This window comes from Psychrobacter sp. Rd 27.2, from assembly GCF_001921755.1.
Taxonomy (GTDB): Bacteria; Pseudomonadota; Gammaproteobacteria; order Pseudomonadales; family Moraxellaceae; genus Psychrobacter; species Psychrobacter celer.
Genome location: NZ_MRYB01000010.1, coordinates 83,166 through 105,526, shown reverse-complemented (window position 1 = coordinate 105,526; position 22,361 = coordinate 83,166). Strand labels below are relative to the sequence as shown.

General features: G+C 46.2%; 13 protein-coding genes. 5 read left to right on the top strand and 8 right to left on the bottom strand.

Annotated elements, in window-relative coordinates; all coding sequences use genetic code 11:
• Positions 1 to 71: 71 nt before the first annotated feature.
• A complete protein-coding gene (locus BTV99_RS09555; RefSeq protein WP_256713769.1) occupies positions 72 to 1,709 on the bottom strand; it encodes a TolC family protein in 1,638 nt (545 codons plus the stop codon).
• Between the two features lie 696 nt (positions 1,710 to 2,405).
• Between BTV99_RS09555 and BTV99_RS09550 the strand changes: the two genes are divergently transcribed.
• From BTV99_RS09550 to BTV99_RS09535, 4 genes are all read left to right on the top strand, one after another.
• Entirely contained in the window at positions 2,406 to 4,064 is a 1,659-nt protein-coding gene (locus BTV99_RS09550) for an FGGY family carbohydrate kinase (protein WP_075102143.1), read from the top strand.
• A gap of 261 nt (positions 4,065 to 4,325) precedes the next feature.
• Positions 4,326 to 4,838, top strand: coding sequence for a hypothetical protein (locus BTV99_RS09545; protein WP_075102142.1), 513 nt, complete (start codon positions 4,326 to 4,328; stop codon positions 4,836 to 4,838).
• 282 nt (positions 4,839 to 5,120) lie between these two features.
• Positions 5,121 to 6,140, top strand: coding sequence for an endonuclease/exonuclease/phosphatase family protein (locus BTV99_RS09540; RefSeq protein ID WP_075102141.1), 1,020 nt, complete (start codon positions 5,121 to 5,123; stop codon positions 6,138 to 6,140).
• A gap of 233 nt (positions 6,141 to 6,373) precedes the next feature.
• Entirely contained in the window at positions 6,374 to 7,066 is a 693-nt protein-coding gene (locus BTV99_RS09535; RefSeq protein ID WP_075102140.1) for a TetR/AcrR family transcriptional regulator, read from the top strand.
• 182 nt (positions 7,067 to 7,248) lie between these two features.
• On the opposite strand, the gene BTV99_RS09530 is transcribed toward BTV99_RS09535, so the two are convergent.
• The 7 genes from BTV99_RS09530 to BTV99_RS09505 all read right to left on the bottom strand — a co-directional run bounded on the left by BTV99_RS09530 (position 7,249) and on the right by BTV99_RS09505 (position 18,826).
• On the bottom strand, positions 7,249 to 8,019 hold the full coding sequence (locus BTV99_RS09530) for a hypothetical protein (protein WP_075102139.1): 771 nt from the start codon (positions 8,017 to 8,019) through the stop codon (positions 7,249 to 7,251).
• Positions 8,020 to 8,190: 171 nt separating this feature from the next.
• Positions 8,191 to 13,515, bottom strand: a complete 5,325-nt coding sequence (locus tag BTV99_RS09525) for a DUF11 domain-containing protein (protein WP_075102138.1) — start codon at positions 13,513 to 13,515, stop codon at positions 8,191 to 8,193.
• A gap of 133 nt (positions 13,516 to 13,648) precedes the next feature.
• Entirely contained in the window at positions 13,649 to 15,685 is a 2,037-nt protein-coding gene (locus tag BTV99_RS09520) for a DUF11 domain-containing protein (RefSeq protein ID WP_075102137.1), read from the bottom strand.
• Between the two features lie 40 nt (positions 15,686 to 15,725).
• Positions 15,726 to 16,190, bottom strand: a complete 465-nt coding sequence (locus BTV99_RS09515) for a hypothetical protein (RefSeq protein ID WP_075102136.1) — start codon at positions 16,188 to 16,190, stop codon at positions 15,726 to 15,728.
• 496 nt (positions 16,191 to 16,686) lie between these two features.
• A complete protein-coding gene (locus BTV99_RS09510; protein ID WP_075102135.1) occupies positions 16,687 to 16,875 on the bottom strand; it encodes a hypothetical protein in 189 nt (62 codons plus the stop codon).
• A gap of 25 nt (positions 16,876 to 16,900) precedes the next feature.
• Positions 16,901 to 17,047: a hypothetical protein gene (locus BTV99_RS13445; protein WP_178377946.1), complete on the bottom strand. Its 147-nt coding sequence runs from the start codon at positions 17,045 to 17,047 to the stop codon at positions 16,901 to 16,903.
• A gap of 270 nt (positions 17,048 to 17,317) precedes the next feature.
• Positions 17,318 to 18,826, bottom strand: coding sequence for a hypothetical protein (locus BTV99_RS09505; protein WP_256713768.1), 1,509 nt, complete (start codon positions 18,824 to 18,826; stop codon positions 17,318 to 17,320).
• 711 nt (positions 18,827 to 19,537) lie between these two features.
• Here BTV99_RS09505 and aceE point away from each other — a divergent pair.
• Positions 19,538 to 22,351: a pyruvate dehydrogenase (acetyl-transferring), homodimeric type gene (gene aceE / locus BTV99_RS09500; protein ID WP_075102133.1), complete on the top strand. Its 2,814-nt coding sequence runs from the start codon at positions 19,538 to 19,540 to the stop codon at positions 22,349 to 22,351.
• Positions 22,352 to 22,361 lie beyond the last annotated feature (10 nt).

Here is a 22,361-nt window from a genome sequence, read left to right as displayed (position 1 = left end):
CTATCAGCCATGTTAAGTAAATGACGGTAGCTTACTTAAGTCGTTGTGATTTTTTATGGTTATTTGTTTTTTTATTGCTGAGTATATAAAGTCGGCAATAGAATGTCAGCGGCATTGAGGTAAGCATTGAATGCCAACGGTGTGCCGCAGCTTTGCATCAGGGCGGCCAGTGCTTGTACATAGTCATGTGCTGCTTGTGCCTGCTCGGTACGGGCTTTGAGCGCTTGCGTTTGTGCTTGTACCACCTCTATCGTGGTATTGACACCTTCTTGTAACCCCAAACGGCGCAAGCGCAGCACCTCTGCGGCCAGATCTACATTGCTCTGCAGGGCTTGATAGCGTGCTTGGGCATTATTGACATCATGCCAGTTTTTTTCGACCAGCAGGAGTAAGTTGTCACTGACTTCGATCTCAGACAAGTCGGCTTGACGAATCTGCGCGCTACTAGAGGCCAGTGATGCGGTTTTGTCGAGCCCGCCCCACAGCTTCCAGCTGGCAGAGATACCAGCGACCCAGCTTGGGTCTTTTTCAACTTGCCCGTAGCCATAAAGCATGACTGTCGGCTTGTAGCCTGTATCGGACAAGGCATGTAGCTGCTGCGCCTGCGCGCGCTTGGCCGCAACTTTTTGTAGCCCTGGGTGATTGTTGAGCGCCAAGTCCTGAAAGTAGCTGACATCAGGCAACGGGCGGCTGGAGACAAACAGTGGCGTAGTGGGCTTGATACGGTAGTCAGTGCGCAGCAGTCTTTGTAGTGCAATCATCGCAAGGCGAGCATCGTTGTTGGCTTTGACAGCTTCGCTTTTGGCATCTGCCAGCGCCGACTGTGCCTCTAGTCTATCGACATGAGAGATAAAGCCTTCTTCATACAAGCGCTCGGCCATATGGTCGGTCTGTTTTAACGTGTCATAAGCATCGTCTCGTAAATAGGCGGCAATGATGGCAAGCTGCGCTTTAAAATACCGCTCGATTAATGTGTTATATAGTGCGTTTTTATCTAGTATGCTGTCTGCGAGTGTCTCTTGGGTACGGGCGCGGGAGGCTCCCGTTAGAGCTGCGGTGCGTCCGGCGGTATAGATGGGCCACGCCACGCCTAGGCCAGCGCTGGTCGTCTCGCCTGATCGCTTAAAATCATAAGAGTCCGGCAGGCGTTCGCCAACGAGCTCACCGAAGTTTGGCAAATCTGGGACAGGCGGCGGGACAATGCCATCGACGCTGTTATTGATCTCATTGACAATACCGCTTCTGAGTGAAGACAAATCGATATCCTCATCGAGGTGGTAGGCACTGGCTGAAACGCGCGCAAACACCAGTGGGTTGTCTAAGGTTTTGAGCGCGTCGGTTTGGTATTCACTGGCGGCGATGGCTGCATCATTGGCCGCGATCTTGGGTGAGACTTGCAATAAGATGTCTTGTGCTTGCTCAAGGCTCAAAAAACTAGGCACATCCAGCGCATAGCTGTTGTCCACTGTCTTGTGCGTGATGGGGTCGATAAGCGTGCTTAAGGGCTTTGTCGTACGCTTATGGTCATGACTCATCGCACTGTGTGTGATGCGGATGTCGTCGGTTGCCTGAATATGCGCCGCGCTATCCTCTGCCTCAACGATTTGCGTGATGGTTTTTATCTCATTTTGAAAGCCGGCGTGGCTAGGCGCTGCCGTGGGGTCTACACGAGTGTCTGTGTTTGCATGGGTAACTATCGATGCACTCATTAGAGTCACCGTCGTCATAGCAATAGAGAGAGCCGATAAAGCAAATTTCATAAGTCACATAAGCCGTTAATGAGAGTGCAAGGTATGATTCAAGACCATCAGACCTGAATAAAAAAGTACACTGGTATACAGGTTGCTACGGGTATGACTGCGTATCGCAAGCTGGCAGCAGATAGCATTGTACATTTATTATAGACTATTCATCCAAAGCAAATAAGTGAGGATGTGCCCTATTATGAGCACACTGTAGAGCCTCAATCGTGACGGGTCAATGCTCAGTATTTTGACTTTTTCTATTGTGTATTAAATAGCGCTATGATAGACAATCAGCTACAGTAAATGAATAGACATCAAACCGCGCAAAAGATGGCTATACATATGGCAAGCAGTGCCGGCAAAATACCGCGCTATAATCGGTATCACAAGCCAAACATCAAAAATAGAAGACTTAGCGTTATATAGGACATATAGTCAGTTGAAAATGAAACGGTTATATAAACTTAAACGCACTACTGGTATAAATTTTACTTGCGTGCTGCATTCCCAAAGGCTGCGCAACCGACGTTTAAAAAGAGCATCCCAGTAGCGCTATGCTCTTTTTAGAGTACATCGACTATACTCAGAATAGGACAGACTCAGGACATATTGTAAACTGAGCTGACGATTATTTAGCATATCAGCAAAAAGGGACAGGTAATGGCAGGATATATATTGGCCTTGGACCAAGGCACGACATCGAGCCGAGCGATACTCTACGACGATCACGCCCGCCCCATTAAGATGGCGCAGCAACCGACGACCTTGCAGACACCTAAGGCAGGTTTTGTAGAGCAAGATGCCCAGCAAATTTGGCAGACGCAGATTAGCTGTGCGCACGATGTGATCAACCTCGCAGGCCTGCTGGCCACCGATGTCAGCAGCATTGCCATCACCAACCAGCGCGAATCTATTGTGATGTGGGACAAACAAACCGGCAAGCCATTAGCGCCAGCGATTATTTGGCAAGACAGGCGTACGGCCAGCTATTGCAAAACTCTGGCCGCTGAGCCTGCAAGTCGCGGCGAGTCTGACAGCGGTGTACAGGGCAAAAGCGCATTGAGCAAGATTGCAGGTAGCGACACGGGTCTCAATAGCGGCGCGCAGCATAGCATGGCAGAAGAGGTGCAGCGCCTGACTGGCCTGCGCCTCGATCCATATTTTAGCGCCAGCAAAATCGCTTGGCTGCTCGAAAACAACCCTAAGCTGAGCGTGCGCGCCAGTAGAGGTGAGATAGCGGTGGGCACCATCGATAGCTGGTTGATATACAAACTGACTGGTGGCGAGCATGTCATCGATGTGACCAATGCATCTCGGACGTTATTGTTTGATATTCATAAGCTGGCATGGTCAGAGGCGCTGTGTGCCCGTTTTTCGATACCCATGAGCATCCTACCCACCGTTTTGCCGTCTGACGGAGATTTTGGCAAGACTAAAAAAGGCCTATTTGCCAAGCAAATACCCATTCAGTCGGTATTGGGCGATCAGCAAGCGGCGCTCTTTGGCCAAGGCTGTCTGGACGCGGGTATGGCCAAAAACACCTACGGGACTGGGTGCTTTATGCTGATGAACATAGGCAAACAACCAAAAATCAGCGAACATAAACTGCTGACCACCATCGCGTGGCAGCGAAAAACCAGCCCAACGCGCCCAGATAACTTATCATTTGACCAAATCGTCCAGTCAGGTATGCGCCTATTACAGCCACCAAAAAAAGAAGTGACCTATGCCTTGGAAGGTAGTGTGTTTATGGCAGGCGCCATTATCCAGTGGCTACGAGATAATTTGGGTATGATTAAGACAAGTGGTGAAGTGGAGGATTTGGCACGGCAAGTAGACAGTAGTGAGGAGGTGGTACTATTGCCAGCCTTTACAGGACTTGGCGCGCCTTATTGGCGCTCTGATATCAGCGCTAGTATCACTGGGATGAGCCGCGGCACTACTAAGGCGCATATTGCTCGCGCAGCGCTAGAAGCGGTCGCTTATCAAACCTTTGACGTGCTGATTGCAATGCAAAAAGACAGCCCGCATCCGCTTACAGAGCTCAGGGTAGATGGCGGCGCGGCCAATAATGATTTGCTGATGCAGTTTCAGGCAGATCTACTGGATGTGCCGGTGCTACGTCCTAGGGACACAGAAATCACCGCAAAAGGTGCAGCAATGCTCGCGGGTCTAAAAACAGGGCTGTATGATGACACCACGATGCAAGCGTCTTGGCAAGTAGAGCGTATATTTGAGCCGAGCATGTCGGCAGATATGCGTGAGCAGCATCTGAGTAAATGGCAGCAAGCCATCAAACGATCCTTAATGACGCTATAAAACAACGCGATAAATAATGATATAGAAAATTAAGGAGACGATAAAATCAATAAAGGAGTATTACTGAAAACCTGAAACGGCCGTACACGACCGTGAGAAAGATACAGGCTGTAACGTAAGGCAATCTGAAGTGGGACAGAGTTTACATAACGCGTCTATCGAAGCTTATTCATAAATTCCTATACTTTAATGGTATTCGCAAGTCCGCAAGCTTAGCGGTCTGAATAGTTAAAATATAACAAATAATTTAAGGATAATATTATGAGTAACCATGACGGTATCGATCGCAGTGAAGTAAAACACATGTCAAAAGAGTCTAAAAAAGACTTAAACGCAGACATCATTACCGGTGAGCCAGGCTCCCATCCTGTTGGCACAGGTGTTGGCGGTGTTGGCGGTGCAGCAGCGGGCGCGGCTATTGGTACAATGGCAGGGCCGCTAGGGACACTAATTGGCGGCGCGATTGGTGCAGTCGTCGGTGGCGGCGCCGGTCATGCAGCCGCAGAAGCGATCGATCCGACACGTGAAGAAGCATACTGGCGCGCTGAGTATGCCAATGCAGACTACTATCGCGATGGCCTAGATTTTGATCGTGATTTGCACCCAGCATATGCAGTAGGCTACGCCAATCGTGCGCGCTATCCAGCCGATGCGCGTTTTGAAGACCACGAAGCTGATTTAGAGCGCTCATGGCATGAAGTAAAAGGCGAGTCTCGCCTAGAGTGGAATGATGCTCGCCGAGCCTCACGCGATGCATGGAACCGTGTTTCTTAACTGGCTTCTTTATAAGACACTAAAAGTTTTATAAAAACTCATCAGAAAATATAAATAAAAAAGCGTAACTGTCTAAAAACTAAGCAGTATTATAAGAACTTACTATGACGTTACAGCAGAGAGTTTAATTGTACATTAGTTTCTTTCAATCGCTTTTATTTATATTATTTATGTTATTTTGAGGCTTCCGAAGGCATCTTTGGAAGCTTTTTTTATGAAAAAAGTTTATTATGTATGGATTTTAATGAATATATCAGACATTATAAAAATAATAGGGAATATATGAATAATAAGGCTGATAATCATCAATTTTATATCGCGACTGCTAACTTATTGAACTTTGCAAATCCCAACCGCATTTATTATGACAATGCCCCTGCTTATAATGATACTGAATACAATCATAAGCTACGCGGTATCAGTGAGCTACTGGCGAAGGCTCATGCCGATATCATCGCTGTACAAGAAGTTTGGGATAGTGCCGCTTTAGTAGCGCTGGCGGCGTCTTTGGGTTTTGAAGCAAAGCACGTCATCGCACCGCTGGCAAGCAATGATGCGGCCAGCCCTCATACCCAAGGGCAGGGTGCCCAAAAGACACCAGCGGTAGGCATGATCAGCCGTTTTGAGTCGTTAGAGGTCAGTTTGTTAGAAGAGGTGGCACCGAAGGCGGTGCTTGATGTCCCTGATGTGGGTCTCTACCAGCGCTTTAATCGACCACCGCTGATGGTGCGAGTTGATGCTTATGGTCAGCCAATCACCATCGTCACCGCGCATCTAAAAAGCAAACGTGCTTTTTTCCTGCGTGATGAGGCCGGTAACTTGCTAGAAGATATGGATGACCCTAATATCAGGGTCCGTGCCAAGCTACGAAGTCTTTGTATGCGTGCGGCCGAAGCGGCTTCGATTCGTATGTCTATCATCGAGCGTTTGCAGAATACCCGTGAGCCGCTGATTTTGTTGGGTGACATGAATGATGTGACGAATAGCGTCACCACGCAGCTGATGACGGAGACGGGCGAGGTCAATTATGATAAAAGCATGCGCGATGTCGCACTATTTGATGCTGCCCGTATTCAAGCGCGTTATGGCTGGATGAAAGATGTGGCTTATACTCATATTTACCAAGGTATGCCAGAGGTCATCGATCAATTATTTGTGTCAGAAGAGTTCTTACCTGATAGCAAGTTTTCCCTCGGTCAGGTAGAGCGGGTGGACTATTTTAATGATCATTTAAAATGGGATTATGCAGATAGGGTCATCGATCATGGTATTATAAGAGCGAAAATCAAACTAAATAATTAGCAGTATCATACAGTTATATCGACATTGTTATGTTGTTGACTCATATATTATTTTTAACCCACTAAACTGCCTTGCTTGATAGTATACAAGCGTTTATGATGCCTCCTTATTGAAAGGGGTGGCGATGATAGTAATGACTTATTGTTAGTCAATCATCGTTGTTTTTTATTTAAGACCAAACTTTCAATAAAGACCGTATTTATAAAATAGGGCGTAACATTAAGAGACTTACAATGAGCGAAAATAAAGACGAAAAGATTGAAGACGTATTGGTAGATTCGGAGCTGGCAAAAAAGCTGGTGCCAAATAAGTTTAAGTTTACCAGTCAGCAGGGTCGTGCACGCCGTCAAAAGCTATTGGCTGGTGCCAAAAAGCTAAGCGAAACCCATGCTATTAACGATATTACCCTTGCAGCGGTGTGCGAAGAGGCAGGTATTCCGCGCGCATCTGCTTATCATTTCTTCCCTAATATCGAAGCGATATTTTTAGCGTTGCGTTTTTTGAATGCAATCGAGATATTAGAGATGGTAGAGACGGTCGATATCGGCAATTACGACAGATGGCAGGGGTATTTAACCGCGTTGATCGATAAGTGCGTGACAATCTTTCATAATGATGAAACCAAAGCCAAGCTGATCTATGACACCAATACGCCTGATTTTGAAGGAGACAGTTTCGGTGAAGATATCGATCATCAAATCATAGACTTGGTGTATAAGCGCTTATCAGAGCGTTATGAGATGCCGAACTTTGATGATATTCAAGACACGTTATTGATTGCTTATAGCATCGTCAATGCGATCTTTACTTTGTCTTATCGTCGTCATCAAAGCATCACCAGTGACTATATTCAAGAAGCAAATACGGCATTTATCGCTTATTTGCGCTGTTATTTGCCAGAAAAACTACCGCGTAAAAACCGTTAGTTGACAGTATGCTACTGGTCAAATAGCAACGAAAAAGCCGACATGCTCACTGCATAGTCGGCTTTTTTATGTCTGTACTTATGCTTGGTGCTTGGTGCTTGGTGCTTGGTGCTTGGTGCTTGGTGCTTGGTGCTTGGTGATTAGTGATTAGTGCTTGGTGATTAGTTAGCAGGGTAGGTGGCTTATATAGGAGAGAGCGCTTGCCCATGACATGTGTCTTCTCCTGAGTCAAGAGGGGCGTACGCCTCATAATAGCGAACGATACGCGCTTGCAGGGCAACATTGGTCTGTGAGTCGTGAGCATTGACGTAGGCTTGGCGTGCTTGCTCAAGCCAGCGATCGGCCATGCGAAAATGAATCCCTGACTCTCGCCTGCCGCGCGCGCATTGATTGGTGGCCGCCCAAATCAGAGCCACTTCACTAAACGCCATCTCACGCGGGGCAACAGCGATGCCGTCACTGTCTTTGAGGGCACTTATAGTTGCCCATAGGTCTGGCCGCATCAAGGCAGACATCGCAGGGATGTCTTGATACAGGCTGATATTTTTTTCTGTGCCATTCTTTAATGAGTGCAGTATGGACTCTGCCGCTTGGGCAGCGTCGGCACCAGCGGTAGAGCGACTATTGATACTGTCTTGATGAATGGCGTAATTTAGCCATGCTTGCGCTTTGTAGGCCCAGTAGCGCTGGTGTGCTGTCTTATCCGCTTGCTGATAGGGTTTTACCTGTGTGAGCATACAGCTCAATGCCTGCTGCTCGGTGCTTTGGTATTGATAAGAAGGGATATGATTTTCTAAATTGCTATGGCAGTAGTCATTACTTATCAGTGTATTCGCTTTGACACGGTCGCTTGCTGCCAATGCTGATGAAGCAGACGTGAGTAGCAATACTGTGGACAGTGCCGTATAAAAAGAGCGTTTATAGGTAGCTACTGTGCTGGTAGACTTCGACATATTACAACCCTTTTATTCAGGCAATCGGTTTTATTTTTAAGTGTTTGTCAATATCAGGACACGCCCTAATCACTATATCAAACGTTTATCAGTATATATGAGCCAACTGAAAAATATCAGTACAGTAATGAAAAAATTGCTGCAGCTCAGAGCGACGACAATTTTGTTAGATTATAGCGTCGCGTTGCTCGGCAAACGCTTATTTTTGCGTGGGTCTTCGCGTTTGAATAAATCCTCATCAAACTTAAAGCGTAATCTAAAGTAAGCGCCTTCTTGCGTACTGTCGTCATAAGCGATCTCTTCATCTTCAAAGCCCATAAAGTTGTAGCCAAGCGACAACCATAGGTTGGTCATCGGGCTGTAGCCAACTTCTGCCCCAAGCATATATGACATATCATCCGCTTGCTTGTTCCAGTAAGTACCGGCTTGTAGGCCTATATCCCAGCGCTCGCTGATGTCATATAAACCGCGTGTATAGACAGCATGCGCGGTATTTTCGCTGACGATATCATCAGCGTCATATTGGGTATATTTGCCCGCATAGCGACCAGAGAGGGTGAGCGCGCGCGTTGGATGGTAGTTGCCGCTCCACGACCATATCGTTGTATCTTTTTGATATTGGTCAGTGCCAGTAGCATTGTCGTCTAAGCGGTACTCAAGTTTTGCTAGCATGTCTAGCTGATTGCTATCATAGTCGCGATAGGCAGCGCCTAACTGAAAACGGTTGATGGTGCGATGGCCATCATCATAGTCGACCTGTGAGTAGATGTCCTTGGCAAGTAGGGTAATGTCATCAGTATAACGATAGGCGATGCCTGCACTTCCTAATAAGGTGTCGCTGGTCTCGCCCCAACGTTTCTCAAAGCGTCCTGAGGCTTTGTAGTTTTCTTTGGCTAAGTATTCGACGCCAATGCCCGCTGCGGTTGCTGTATTGGCTGTCTCGCCTTCTAGCGATTCGACGCGCTCAAACAACGTGCTTAGGGTCAGGCCTTCTTGCACGTACCATTTGTTTTTGAGACCGATAGCAGCTTCGGCTTCGCGCGCACTGATTGCATCACGCATGCGGTATTCGCTATAAACTTTGCCGTCTTTCATGTAGGTAGCATCAAAGCCCACGACCGTACGCTGGCGCTCGTCTGTATCATCAAGGCCATAGCTGCCAGATAAGCTATTGATTAGGTCGTGACGCGCATACAAGCGGCCGAGGTTACCCAGGGCTGTCTCACCGCCGATAGAGGTGGCGTTGCGCTCGCTATTGTCAATATCTTGCTCATATTCGGCAAATACCAAAGCGTTATTAAGTTTAGGCAGCCGCGCGGTAATACGCGCGCGGGCGATGGTGCCCTCAATATTTTCTGCTGCGTCATTTGCGTTATTAAGCGCTGACTGATTAATCAGGCTATCATTAAATATTGGATTATCATCTTTATCTACAATATCAGTGCCTATTACATCAGTTGTCGCTTGCGTATTGCGTGAGGCTGCCGTGGCATCTTGCTTATAGTAGCGCAGACCAACTTCACCCACGATGTTTTTGCTCAGGCGCTGCTCGACACTGGCCTGTACGCCTTCACGGCTGGCATCAGTGGCGTGGTCTTCTGTGCGTACACTTTCTAGTTTTAAGGCGGTACTTTTGTCATTCAAAGTATGAGTGACTTCTACGCCAGACTCGGTACGGCCAGCGGTTAGCGGCGATGCACCGGTGACAAACCCTATATCGGCATCATGATAATAGGCTTTGGCGCGGGTGTTTTTCTTATCATCATAATCAAGCTCCACTCTGAAAGCGTCGCCTTCGACGTCATTGCCAGTAAGCTCAGTACTGTTGATCTGATTGCTGGGGTCGTAATTGGGGTTTTCTGCTTTGTTTCTGGCATATTCAGCGACCAGTTTTAGCTTGTCGTTAAACTTAATAACGCTGTTAACACTGGCAAGCTCTTCTTTATTAAGTGGGTCATCACTATGGATATAGCTACCACCGATAGCGACTTTTTTAGTCAGTTGTTGCTTGGCGGCCACACCACCAACCCAGTATTTTTCGCCACCTTCATCGACCTCGACCGTCACCCGTAGGTAGATCGGGTTGCCATCGATATCGAGACTGGCAATTGGCGATTTTAGATATAAACTGCGGCTAATCGGGTCGATTTCATAATCGGCAAAGCGGGTCAGTGTTTTGCGGCTGATAATAAGCCCTGAGTTGTTGGCATCACGAGTGATGACTTCGACCGTCTCTGAGTTTTCAAGTACCGCATCAAAGTCTTCGCCAAGGGGATAAGGGCCTGAGATACCAAGACCACGAGTCTCATTGACGCGTTGTGAGGTGCTGGTTTCGGCAGCAAAGGCGGTAATACGGGTATTATCGTCCTCAAATTGCGCTTTTAGACCAGTCAAGGTGCGATTGTACTGACCAAGCTCAATCCCTTCATCGTTGTCGATTTGGGTTTTTAGATCACCGTACATCGCAAACGAGCGGCCTTTATCGACACGTACATAAAGCTTGCTGGTCGATTGGGCATCAAAGCCTTTGGCCGATGAGTCGCCATATACAGGATAATACTCGCCCGGCTCGATATCACGGAATAGGCGCTCGCCTTTTTTGTCACTATCATAGGCCAGTGTCAGCAGATAATCGCCGCGTACTTTGCCTTTTAGGAACATCGCTGCACGACCAGTGGCTGAATAATCAGCATTGCCTGATATTTCATGCAGCTCTTGCTCGAACGCGCCTTGTGCATCTGTGATATTGCTGCCATCAAAGTCTTTGAGTGAGATGGTGCCTTCTACGATACCAACAGCGATCAGCGGACGCAGCTTGGCAGTAAACTGTAACGGAACCACTTGCTTGCTACTACCCGTATCGATGACCAGCTCACCTTTGCCCGGCGCACTTGGCGCGATGACAGAAATGAGCAGCTCGCCACCATTGACGGTGACTTGGGTGCCAGCCTGGTCTTTATTGCTATCAGGCAAATTGATCCGACCGATACTGGTGTCGATGGTCATCGGGGTAGAGGCGACATAAGGGCGGCCATCACGGTCTTTTAGACTGATGACGATTTGATATTCGCTGACACCATCGGCTGGGACTAAGCTATCTTGGGTACGATAATCAATCGCCTGTAAGCTATCAGGAGTGAGCACCTCGATGCTCTGCTTAGAGATGATCTTACCGTTAATGTCTGTTGCGACACCGCGTAGAGTATTGCGCCCACGCTTTAGGTCGACGGCATAATAGTCAAAAGCGATGACTTTTTGTTTTTCTTGCTCAGCGGTTTTACCGATTTGTTGTTCGGATACGGGCTTGCCATTGGCATATAGGGTAAAGTTTGAGCCCAATGGCGCTTGTACTTGAACCAGTTGCTTATGTGAGGCCAGCTGCTGACCGCTGCTCAAGTTAATAAAAGCAACCTCATTGCTTGCCACTTCTTTTAGGGACTCTTCTAACAGTTCAGCTTTTGGCTGCTTGATGGTTTTAACAGCCATTTCTATACGCTCAGCATTAGGTGTAGTCATGTCATTGACGATAGTAGAGTCACATTTTATGCTCTGATCTAAGTCGTCATTAGACTTACAACCACTGGCATCAACATTATCAGTCACATCACGATCATAGTCAGGCTCTAAAGTCAGCTCGTTTTGTATCGCTTTTTCTAAAGCATCGTTTTTTGTACCTATACTCTTGCTACGCGCTACCAGCTCTGCGTTTAGACGATCTGTGCTATCGCCCATACCACCGACGATAGCGAAGTCAGCGCGATGCAGTTCTCCATATTTTAGGTCAACGAAACGGCTGCCAGCATCACCAGCATTGCGGTTACTTTGAATGACCAGCTCAGTCTCTCTAGGTATGGTTGTGCGGTCAACCTTTAGCACATGCGTCTTGGCACTCACGCCATAAAAGTTATATTTACCTTCAGGGTCAGTGACGATAAAGTTACCGTTTTCCATATAGATACGCACACCAGCGACACCCAGCTCACCATCTTCTTTTTGCTGAATACCATCGCGGTTGATGTCATGGTAAACCTGACCGATGATGATGCCGTCCGTATTCATGACCCCGCGGCTGACCTCAACTGGCCACTGTGCTTCTCTAGAGGTGATGGTCGTGCCGCCAGCTTTAGAGTCGCGACCCTGTGCAATAGCGCGGTTGATGCCGTCGCCGCCTAGTGCTGATGAGCCAATCAAGACACGATAGGTGATGTTTTTGGTTTCTCCAGCAGTCAGATCGCCTAAGGTTAGAACCTGATATTTACCATCTGCTTTAAATTCTGTCGTTTGCGCTTGTTGGATCTCAACGTTGCTGGTGCCTTTGTCGACACGTACGCTGCCTTTGACATAATCAAAGCCGCGCGGCAGTGCGTCTTTTAGCTGTACATCGTAAGCGGTTGCTTTACCATCGTTGGTCACGCTGATTATGTAATTGACGTAGTCACCAAACTCAGCAGCTTTGACATCGGCTTCTTTTTGTACCGTCAAGGTAGGAGCATCATCGATGATGGCAATGCGGCTGCTGATGTTTTCTGTCAAAAAGTTTAAGTCAGCAGTGAACGGCTGCTCGTTTAAGCCGACTGAAGGTGCGATACAAGCGTCTAAGCTGATGGCTAAGTCATCGCCCTGCAGTGTTTGGATGACTTGATCATTAATAGCATTGGCGTTGTTTTGCGTGGCGGCAGATAAGTGGTATTTACCTGTATTATCGCCTGTCTCTATGCCCTTTAGCGCATAGCTATCGCCAGTCTGAGGAGATTTTATTGTCACCCAGATTTGATCAGGTTTATCATACTGGGCATTACACTGAACGTAACCTGCTTCGGCGTAGACGCGTTTGCCCACTTGAGAGGTATCTTTATCACCAAGAAAATCAGCGTTGGTAAAGCGAATATTAGGCTCGACGATGACCAAGCTATCTGTGGCTGAGGCAATCACTGACTCATCGTTTGCCACGACGGCACCGAGCTTGATATCTGCGGTGTCACCATCTGCGGCATCGGCTGCAGCCAGCGCTTGGATGATGAGCTGAATACTCTCACCTTGTCCGACTTTTATCTGATTTGGATTGCGCAGCGCGGACTCATTATCATCAATACGGCCATTTTTATTCAGGTCTTGATAAACCTTAAAATTAGACAAGCTGCTTGGATAGTCGTAGCTTAAGGTGACGATCTCATCATAAGTACCATTATTGGATAATACATTGACCCACTCGATAGTGTCACCGCGCTCGATGGTCTGCATCGGCGGCTGAGTGAGGCTGATCGCATACTGAGGGAGGGTAAAAGTTTTGACTTTTACATTGTTAGAGGTGCCTGATTGAGGGCTGCCAGCGGCCACGACATAATTGACACTGGCGATATTGTCGATATCAATCACACCCTTGCCGTTTTCGGCATGAGCGATATTTGCTTGCATAAGTAGCATCGACGCTGCCAGCGTAGTCAACGCACCGGTCTGATAGCGTGGGTTACGAGACAAAAATACGGCTTGGCGCATAATTAGTAATCCTACTTATGTGAGAAAATATGATAAAACCGCTCCAAATGTTTAGGAGTAAGGGGCGCTTTCCTGACCGTGGGTGAAGAAAGCGCCTAAAATATCAATAATGTTTAAGATGGTGGATTAGGGTTTAGTTTGTGCCTGTCTGAGAAATCTTGGCAGAAAAATACACATTCCCCACTTCTTTTCCGACCAATTTACTAAACGTACCAGTTATCAAGCTGCCGTTGATGCTAGGCGTTGCCACTGGCGAGTTGGCAGAGGTATCAGAGGCAAAATCATTCTGATATGTAGTGCTTTTGAGCGTATCTGACAACACCACATTGTTAATCTGAGTGTTGGTAAAGGTGTTGATGGCTTCTAGTTTATAAAAAATACAAGCACCAGCAGTGGCGTTGATATCAGAGGTAACCCAGTTAGTAATCGCTGTTGGCGCTGTGCCACACGCTGCCACTGCTTGGAATTTATCCAAATCAATGCCTTGCATGGTAGTGGTTGAGGTGGTATTCACATTGGCAGGTGCTGGCGTGCCATTGATCACCGTTTGCGGTAGTACAGTGATCGTCATTTTTTCAGAGGTACCAATGTCAGTGACGTTTGGAGATTTTTTGCTACCTGAACCGTTGGTATTTACCACAACACCGATGACAACTGAACCTGCAGGAGTATTGCCTTTAGCAGATACTAGACCATTTGGTGCCGCTTGGTTTAGGTCGTACTGGTTGTTTGGGTTGGCAGTCAGTATCGTTTCACCATTGTCCAATTTGCCATTGTTGTTTGCGTCGACGAATACTTGGCCGATATTAATTTTTTGGTTGTCATCGGTTGGCAGTACAGTAAACAATACTTCACCTGGGTTGGCCGCTTCGGTCACATCACTACCTTTGTTGGTGATGGTGTAGTTGTACACATTGTTTTGACTTTGTAGCGCCACTTCTTTGTCGGCAGAGGCAGTAATTGTCAGCTCACGGTTTTGACTGGTCGGCGTTACCGCGGCATTGTCGTTATTGTCTTTGCCGTCACGATCTGCAGGTAGGTTTGAGTCTTCGTAGTTGTTTTCTGGCGTGCCGTTTAGTGTTTTGTCACCTGAGTTATCGATCAAGTCAAACGTACCATCGCCATCGACATCATCTTTGACAACCGCGTAGTTGACAAAATCACTGGTCACAGAAGCATTGGTGGATTTTTTTGCACGGAAGGTGACAGTGATGGTTTGGGTCTTAGCGATATCTACACCAGCAAAGGTGATTTTATCGTCGGTGACAGAGGGGGTGATATTGACGACAGTGCCATTACGCTTGATGGTAGGGGCAGTGTAATTGGCCTCGCCATTTTTGATAAGCATCAAGCCGTTTGGTAGCGCGTCTTCAATAGTGACGTCTGTGCCGTCAGCGTTACCTTCGTTGGTCACACTGATGGTGTAATCAACATAAGCATTGGCATTATTCAAGTCGATGTTACGAGTGCCCAAATTGGTCACTGCAGACTTGGTAATGGCATAAATAGGGGTCGTGGTGATAGCGTTATCAGTGTTGCTGGCGGTTGCAGTTTGTCCCTTACCATTTAGATAAGCACTGGTTGCCGATACGGTCAAAATACCGTTTTTACCAACGGTACGAGCAGCATCAGTGGTGGCAGCGATAGTAATCTTCGCAGACTCACCAGCACCTAGCGCGATATTGCCTCCATTGGCGACGGTCTCAACCCCACCAATATTGTTGTTATTGGCATCTACTTTTTGATAGGTAATGATGCTTTTGGCAATGGCATAGTCAAATTGATCGTTTGAAGCATTACCAATATTTACCTGATAGGTATCGGCGACGTTACCATCGTTTTTGAGCGTATGATTGAAGTTTACAGTCGCGCCGGCTTTTGGCGCAATGTTTTGATCTTTATTCAGGTCGTCATTAGGATCATTATCCACTGAAGTAGGAATTAAGCTAAAGGCCCCAGTTTCTGTGACGTTGACGGTGACTTCGTTCGATTCAGCAGTCTGCGTTGTATCGTTACCCACGACTTTATATGTCGCTGTTGCGATGTTTCTGACTTTAAATGCATTGTTTTGATCATAAGTGACATTGGCAGCATTGCTACTGATAGCTGTGCCCATCGCAGCGATGACACCAACGGTTAACACGGAATGTTTAAATAATTTCGCTCTCATACGGTAACTCTCCTAAGGGGTGTAAGGTGTCAACAAAACATCAGTCAACAATGGTATTCAGTGCCACGGAGGCAGATTTCTTTGCTGGCAATAATTTGATATTCCAACGAAGGCTACGGTATTCAGATAAAGGGATTTTGACCAGCTTGCCATCGACCTTACGCATGAGTGGCATATCTGCATAGTTTTTGCCATCAATACTGGCTTGCGCGCTAGTAGGAAACACCTCGCCAGTAAACGTCATGTTTGCTGGAATAGGTAAGGTCACGGCCAGATCGTTGATGTTTTGATTGATGGTGTTGGTGTAGGTTGCTTTGTATTGAACAATAGTGCCTGCAGGCGCTGTACTGACCGGTAAATAGCTGATTTTACCTTCTGCATTTTTGACTACTTTATTGGCAGTTAGCTCCATTTTTAGAGATTCGTTAGCGTGTGCCATGTTTAACAAGCCAGCGGATACGATGGTCGCCAATACAGTTGTGCGGATAGCGGTATAAAATGTCATATGATGTCCTTACGAATATCGTTGCTGTAGATTTAGTATTTGCTCGATGACAAACAGGTATTTAGAATGTGCAATATATATGCCATATGTCCTAAAAGCGCAAATAACATCGACAGCGCCGAGGTGTATTCCATACAGGCATTATTACAAGTGGATAACAATTAGTCACCAGAAACATGATAAGTGGTAGCTGAAGGGAGGTGGATGGTATAAATCCAAAAATAACCATATAGGAAGTTAATAAATATTTTTGATTTTTTTCTTATATATGCTTGATATTATTGATTTTTTATATGGTTTTAAGGCGTGTGATTTAAGAGAAAAGAGGGTTTTATCGATCTAATCGACAGGATATTGAGAAATAAAACGCCTCTATTATTCTTTAATAGAGGCGTCAGTTGCTGATACGATGCTGATAGGCATAGGTTACAAAAATATAACTAACGGTTGGTCCTTATCTTAACGGAAAACTTCATGGTTGCTGTCCCTTGGGGGACTAATTGAGCGTATAAGTGTCATTACGGTTACCGGTGTTGGTCAACGTATGCTGGAATACTGCAAAGCCATTGGGCGTGGCATCTAGGTTTTCATTGATCGTGTCATTTGGTGTGCCATCTTCATTGTTTGCCGTTAATGAAAAAGACAATTGCTCAGAGACCTTGACGACAACTTCGTTAGATCGCACTTCTGGCTGTTTGACACCAGAAATATCATAATTCGCTGTCGCTATGTTTTTTTATCAATACATCAGTCGTCGTGGTACCAGTAGAGGTATTGGCCATTGCACTGGCTGAGATACCTAATGCAGCGGTAACGCCAACCGTCATTAAGCCATATCTAAAGAGACTGGGTTTCATAAATAATTCCGAAACGAGAGTTAATGATTCAGGCAATCGTAATAAACGTCATATGGGTCGCGTCATAACAACAGCAAGCATAGATAACGGCGTTAAAAACAGGCGGTATAACGCACCCTATCGGCTTAACTGCATAGTTACAAAAAGACTATGGCATGTCATGGGAAAATTGATAAATGGCGGTTTGAAGTGGCTAAGTGGTTATCTCCTAAAAACGAATCATGAGAGATACAGTCAGTTCAAAATAAGATGGTCATAGATTTAAGCGCGCTACTGCGTCGTGCCATATCTGGTATTGAAATAAAAGTCACGTTTAGAGCGTGGCGGTAGTACAAAAGGCTTGGTCTTTACCGTACCGTTTTGGCCAACGGCGGGACTGCTGCTGTCGTAGTCTGCCGATGTGAGCGCGGGGTTTGCCAATGTCGATGTCACTGTGGCATTGGCCACCCCTTTTTTCTGAAGCTCATCTTGCATCACAAAATTGTCAATATTGACATTAGCGCGATTGGTGGCCGTGATTTTATAAGCGATACATCTACCCGGTGCGATGCCAGCTATCAAGTTTGTACTAAAACCGGTTTCTGGACTTGTGGAGTCGTTGATATTGGCATAGTTGAGTGTCGCTGGGCAGTTGTTTACATATTGGGACTTTCGCAAGACCAACGCGGCATTTTCGGCAATCACTCTACCAAAGTCATTATTTGGGTAGTGATAGGTATTGGCCGCTACATTAATCGTTTTTATGGATGAGGTCGTGCGAATAGGGTAGGAGGTGCCAGTTCTTTTTTCTAGCAAGCAAAGGTTGGGGTTGTTAGCCAAAGTCGTTTTAGGAATACTGATCTGATACTCTCCGAGAGGTGCATTATTTCTAATCACCGACTGAGTAGGGTAGATAGTGTCTGTATTAGAGCAATTGACCAACTGTACAGTACTACCTGCAATACCTGTTTCAGAAGCATTCGGGTCATATCGACCATTAAAATAGTTGGGTCTATTGGCATAAACACTGCTTGCAGAGGTTATGTCAGCATTGTCTTTGTCCGCTTTATTTTCAGGAATACCTCCGTTATCGTCGAAGACTGTACCAGAAAATATATATTGAGGAACATAACAGTAGTTATCTACTCGAAAGTCAATTTCTTGGTTAGTGGCTGTAGCCAAATATCCTGTATTCGAGTAACGGACATTTACAGATTTTACAGGTTCAGAAAACTGAACAGAGCCTTGGCATTGAGTACCTAGATTCTTAGCTGGACAGTTAGGATCATTGGTTGTTCTGGTTAATAAACCTTGCAAGTTTTGGCTGAAAATAATGTTGGAGTTAGTGATAGGTTGAAAGGTACCAGTAATGGTAGCACCCGCTTCATTTACTCCAGTAATTTGTATAAAGTCATCAAAGCTATTACCGCTACTATTTGCATAATCAATATCAAACGCACTTAACGCAACGTTGGTCAAGTAGATTGGTTGCATGGTAATGCTATTACGAAAATCTAGACGGATATCTGTAAAGGCCGTGGTGTTAGGGAACGTTCTTCTGACATTGATGGCTCTGACTCCTTGAGCCTCAATAACACCAAAGTTACCCAATATGGTGTTCGAGCTCGACTCTGTAGTATTCATCTTAATCTGTAAGGGAATACTGCCTGATGCGTTGCCTGCGATGTTGACATAATTATCAGTATTCACTGCTGAGACTAGGTTAGTGTAGTCTGCGTTTGTCAGGCTGCTTTGAGAAGCACCAGTCACACCTTGGCAGTTGGCTCCTGGGTTAGGCACAATCGCATAGGAGGAGTGATTGATAGAAAGTAAACCTATAGCTCCTACAAAAGCCAAGAATAATAGTTTGTATCTTTGGTATGAATCTACATGCTGAGATTCTGTATAGTGCTTAGCCATATACATAATAGTATCCCTATCTATTCATATCGACATCTAAACCATGGGCGAAATCCATACACTGCTGACTTAATAAGCACATGTATAGGTTATGTAATTTGATACCTTACTATAAAGTATGAAAGCTTGTTGTAAGGAGTCGATAAGCGGCATATTTATTATGATAGAACGTAGTCAAAGTAACGCTTTAGATGGTTTTTACATGAATAACAGCTTCTCGCCTCATGGATTGTGCCTTAGAGTTGTATGTATTTTTATTTCAGTGTTGTTATTGCCTGCCTAGCTTCAAATAATAAACAAACCATTCACCCAATCACTAATCATTATTTATTTAAAAAATACATCTCATATCGCCATTTTTTTATCGCTATAAACAACTTTCCCATAAGCGCCTATAATGGAGAGTTATTATCATTTGATGATCAAATATAGCAGTCGATACATCTCTTAAAGTACGCCAGAACCACTCCGATAAATTTAACAAGGAAGTCCTTGAGTAAACCATTTCCACACGCCAGTATGAAGTAATACTTTGATTTAATAATACCCTGCCACCGAGTAGGGGTGACCGATAGAAAAGGATTCATAACGATGAACTATTATAAGGATGCTGACAGCACCGAAACCCAAGAATGGCTTGAAGCCTTTGAGTCTGTGATCAAACATGCAGACAAAGATCGCGCGCAGTTTTTACTAAAAGCCTTATACAATATGGCGGTGCAAGAAGGTCTGCCATTCAACCGCCTTGATACTGCTTATATCAATACCATCGCAGTCGAGGATGAGCCGATGTATCCTGGCGACTTGACCATTGAGCGTAAGATTCGTGCGCTGATTCGCTACAACGCACTGGCGATGGTGATGCGTGCCAACAAAAACGATGATGATCTAGGTGGTCATTTGGCGACATTTGCCTCTAGTGCCACGCTGTATGAGACAGGCTTTAACCACTTTTTCCGAGCCGCAAGTGACCATTTCGGTGGTGACATGGTTTATTATCAGGGTCACTCCGCGCCAGGTATCTATGCCCGTTCTTATTTAGAAGGCCGCTTGAGTGAAGACCAGTTGGATAATTTTCGCCGTGAGGTCGGTGGTAAAGGCTTATCAAGTTATCCGCATCCCTATTTGATGCCGGACTATTGGCAGTTCCCAACGGTCTCTATGGGACTGGGCCCGATCATGTCGATTTATCATGCGCACGTCCATCGCTATATGGAAAACCGTGGCTTGCTCGAAAAAGAAGGCCGTAAAATCTGGACTTTCTTAGGTGATGGCGAGACAGACGAGCCGGAGAGCTTGGGTGCCATCTCGCTTGCTGGCCGCGAAAAACTAGACAACCTAATTTGGGTCATTAACTGTAACTTGCAGCGCCTCGATGGCCCTGTGCGTGGTAATGGCAAGATTATTCAAGAGCTAGAGTCGGTATTTCGCGGTGCAGGCTGGCGCGTGATTAAAGTCATCTGGGGTGGTAATTGGGATACACTGCTTGATAAAGACGTGACAGGTGTGCTCAAGCACCGTATGGAAGAAGTGGTCGATGGTGAGTACCAGCTATATGAGGCACGTACTCCTGAGTTTACTCGTAAAGAGTTTTTTGGTAAATACCCAGAGCTTGAAGAGATGGCCAATGAGCTGTCTGACCATGACATCTCGCGTCTAAACCGTGGTGGTCATGACCCAATGAAGGTCTATGCTGCCTTTAGTGAAGCCATGAAGACCAAAGGTCAACCAACAGTTGTCTTGGTCAAAACAGTCAAAGGTTATGGACTCTCGACGCAAGCGCAAGCGGTGAATAAATCGCACCAAATCAAAAAGCTAGATCATGAGTCATTGAAGTATTTCCGCGATCGTTTTGATTTGCCATTCAATGATGAAGAGCTTGAGACGCTGCCGTTTTATCGTCCAAAAGAAGACTCGCTTGAGATGAAGTACCTAAAAGGTCGCCGTGAAGCGTTGGGCGGTCATTTGCCAAACCGTCGTAGTGGTCATATTCCTCTAAATATTCCTGATTTATCGATTTTTGATCGTATCTTAAAAGGCAGTAATGGCAAAGAGCAGTCGACGACCATGGTGTTTGTCCGTCTGTTATCAGCAATGCTAAAAAACAAAGACATTCAAGATCGCGTCGTGCCGATCGTTCCTGATGAGGCGCGTACCTTTGGCCTAGAGGGCATGTTCCGTCAGTTAGGTATTTACTCGGCGTCAGGACAAAAATACACGCCTGAAGATAGTGAAGCGCTGATGGGCTATAAAGAAGCCATCGATGGTCACATGTTAGAAGAAGGCATCAACGAAGCAGGGGCGATGAGTACTTGGATTGCGCTGGCGACCAGTTATTCGGTCAACGCTTTGCCAATGATACCGCTGTATATTTACTATTCTATGTTTGGCTTTCAGCGTGTGGGCGACTTGGCATGGGCGGCAGGCGACTGTCAGGCACAAGGTTTCTTACTTGGTGCGACAGCAGGCCGGACGACACTCAATGGCGAGGGCTTGCAGCATCAAGATGGCCATTCGCAGATTTTGTTTAACACTGTACCGAACTGCGTGAGCTATGATCCATGCTATGGTTATGAGCTGGCGGTCATCATGCATGACGGCCTACGCCGGATGTATGGTGAGGGTGAGCGCGTGTATTATTACTTGACTCTCATGAACGAAAACTACGAGCAGCCAGCCATGCCAGAGGGTGCGGAAGAAGGCATCAAGCGCGGGATGTATTTGCTAGAAGACAATGGCTCAAGCCAAGTACAGCTGCTTGGTTCTGGAGTTATCCTACGCGAAGTACAAAAAGCGGCGAAGATTTTAAAAGAAGAGTTTAATATCACTGCCAACGTTTGGAGCGTCACCAGCTTTAATGAGCTCACGCGTGACGGTATGGCATGTGATGACTACAATCGCTTGCACCCCATGGATGAAGAAAAAGTGCCATGGGTCACAGAGCAATTGGCACCGCATAAAGGGGTGGTGGTCGCGGCAACAGACTATATGCGTAACTACTCAGAGCAGATACGTGGCTGGTTACCTGATAGCCGTCCTTATACCACATTGGGTACTGATGGTTATGGTCGCTCAGATACCCGCGAAAAACTACGCAGCTTCTTCCATGTAGATGCCGCTCATATCGTGGTGGCGACGCTCAAGCGCTTGGCAGATGAAGGTGAAGTAGAAATGCGCTTGGTCAAAGATGCCATCTCAAGCTTTGAGATTGAGGCCGATCAGCCGCCAGCATGGCAGCAGCAGCCTTATTACGATCATTTCCCAGATGCACCAGCTCCTGACAACATCAACCCAAGCCCTGTGCCTGAGTTTGTCAGTGAAGAGGATGATGAAATCAGTAATGAAGGCCGCGCCGAAGATCAAGCTGACGCGACGCTGCTCAATGACGATGATGTCAAAGAATAATAACGATAAG

What these genes read in the sequence shown, in the direction of transcription:
- BTV99_RS09555 (WP_256713769.1), bottom strand. Translation starts at nt 1,709, where the DNA reads ATGAGTGCATCGATAGTTACCCATGCAAACACAGACACTCGTGTAGAC.
- BTV99_RS09550 (WP_075102143.1), top strand. Translation starts at nt 2,406, where the DNA reads ATGGCAGGATATATATTGGCCTTGGACCAAGGCACGACATCGAGCCGA.
- BTV99_RS09545 (WP_075102142.1), top strand. Translation starts at nt 4,326, where the DNA reads ATGAGTAACCATGACGGTATCGATCGCAGTGAAGTAAAACACATGTCA.
- BTV99_RS09540 (WP_075102141.1), top strand. Translation starts at nt 5,121, where the DNA reads ATGAATAATAAGGCTGATAATCATCAATTTTATATCGCGACTGCTAAC.
- BTV99_RS09535 (WP_075102140.1), top strand. Translation starts at nt 6,374, where the DNA reads ATGAGCGAAAATAAAGACGAAAAGATTGAAGACGTATTGGTAGATTCG.
- BTV99_RS09530 (WP_075102139.1), bottom strand. Translation starts at nt 8,019, where the DNA reads ATGTCGAAGTCTACCAGCACAGTAGCTACCTATAAACGCTCTTTTTAT.
- BTV99_RS09525 (WP_075102138.1), bottom strand. Translation starts at nt 13,515, where the DNA reads ATGCGCCAAGCCGTATTTTTGTCTCGTAACCCACGCTATCAGACCGGT.
- BTV99_RS09520 (WP_075102137.1), bottom strand. Translation starts at nt 15,685, where the DNA reads ATGAGAGCGAAATTATTTAAACATTCCGTGTTAACCGTTGGTGTCATC.
- BTV99_RS09515 (WP_075102136.1), bottom strand. Translation starts at nt 16,190, where the DNA reads ATGACATTTTATACCGCTATCCGCACAACTGTATTGGCGACCATCGTA.
- BTV99_RS13445 (WP_178377946.1), bottom strand. Translation starts at nt 17,047, where the DNA reads ATGAAACCCAGTCTCTTTAGATATGGCTTAATGACGGTTGGCGTTACC.
- aceE (WP_075102133.1), top strand. Translation starts at nt 19,538, where the DNA reads ATGAACTATTATAAGGATGCTGACAGCACCGAAACCCAAGAATGGCTT.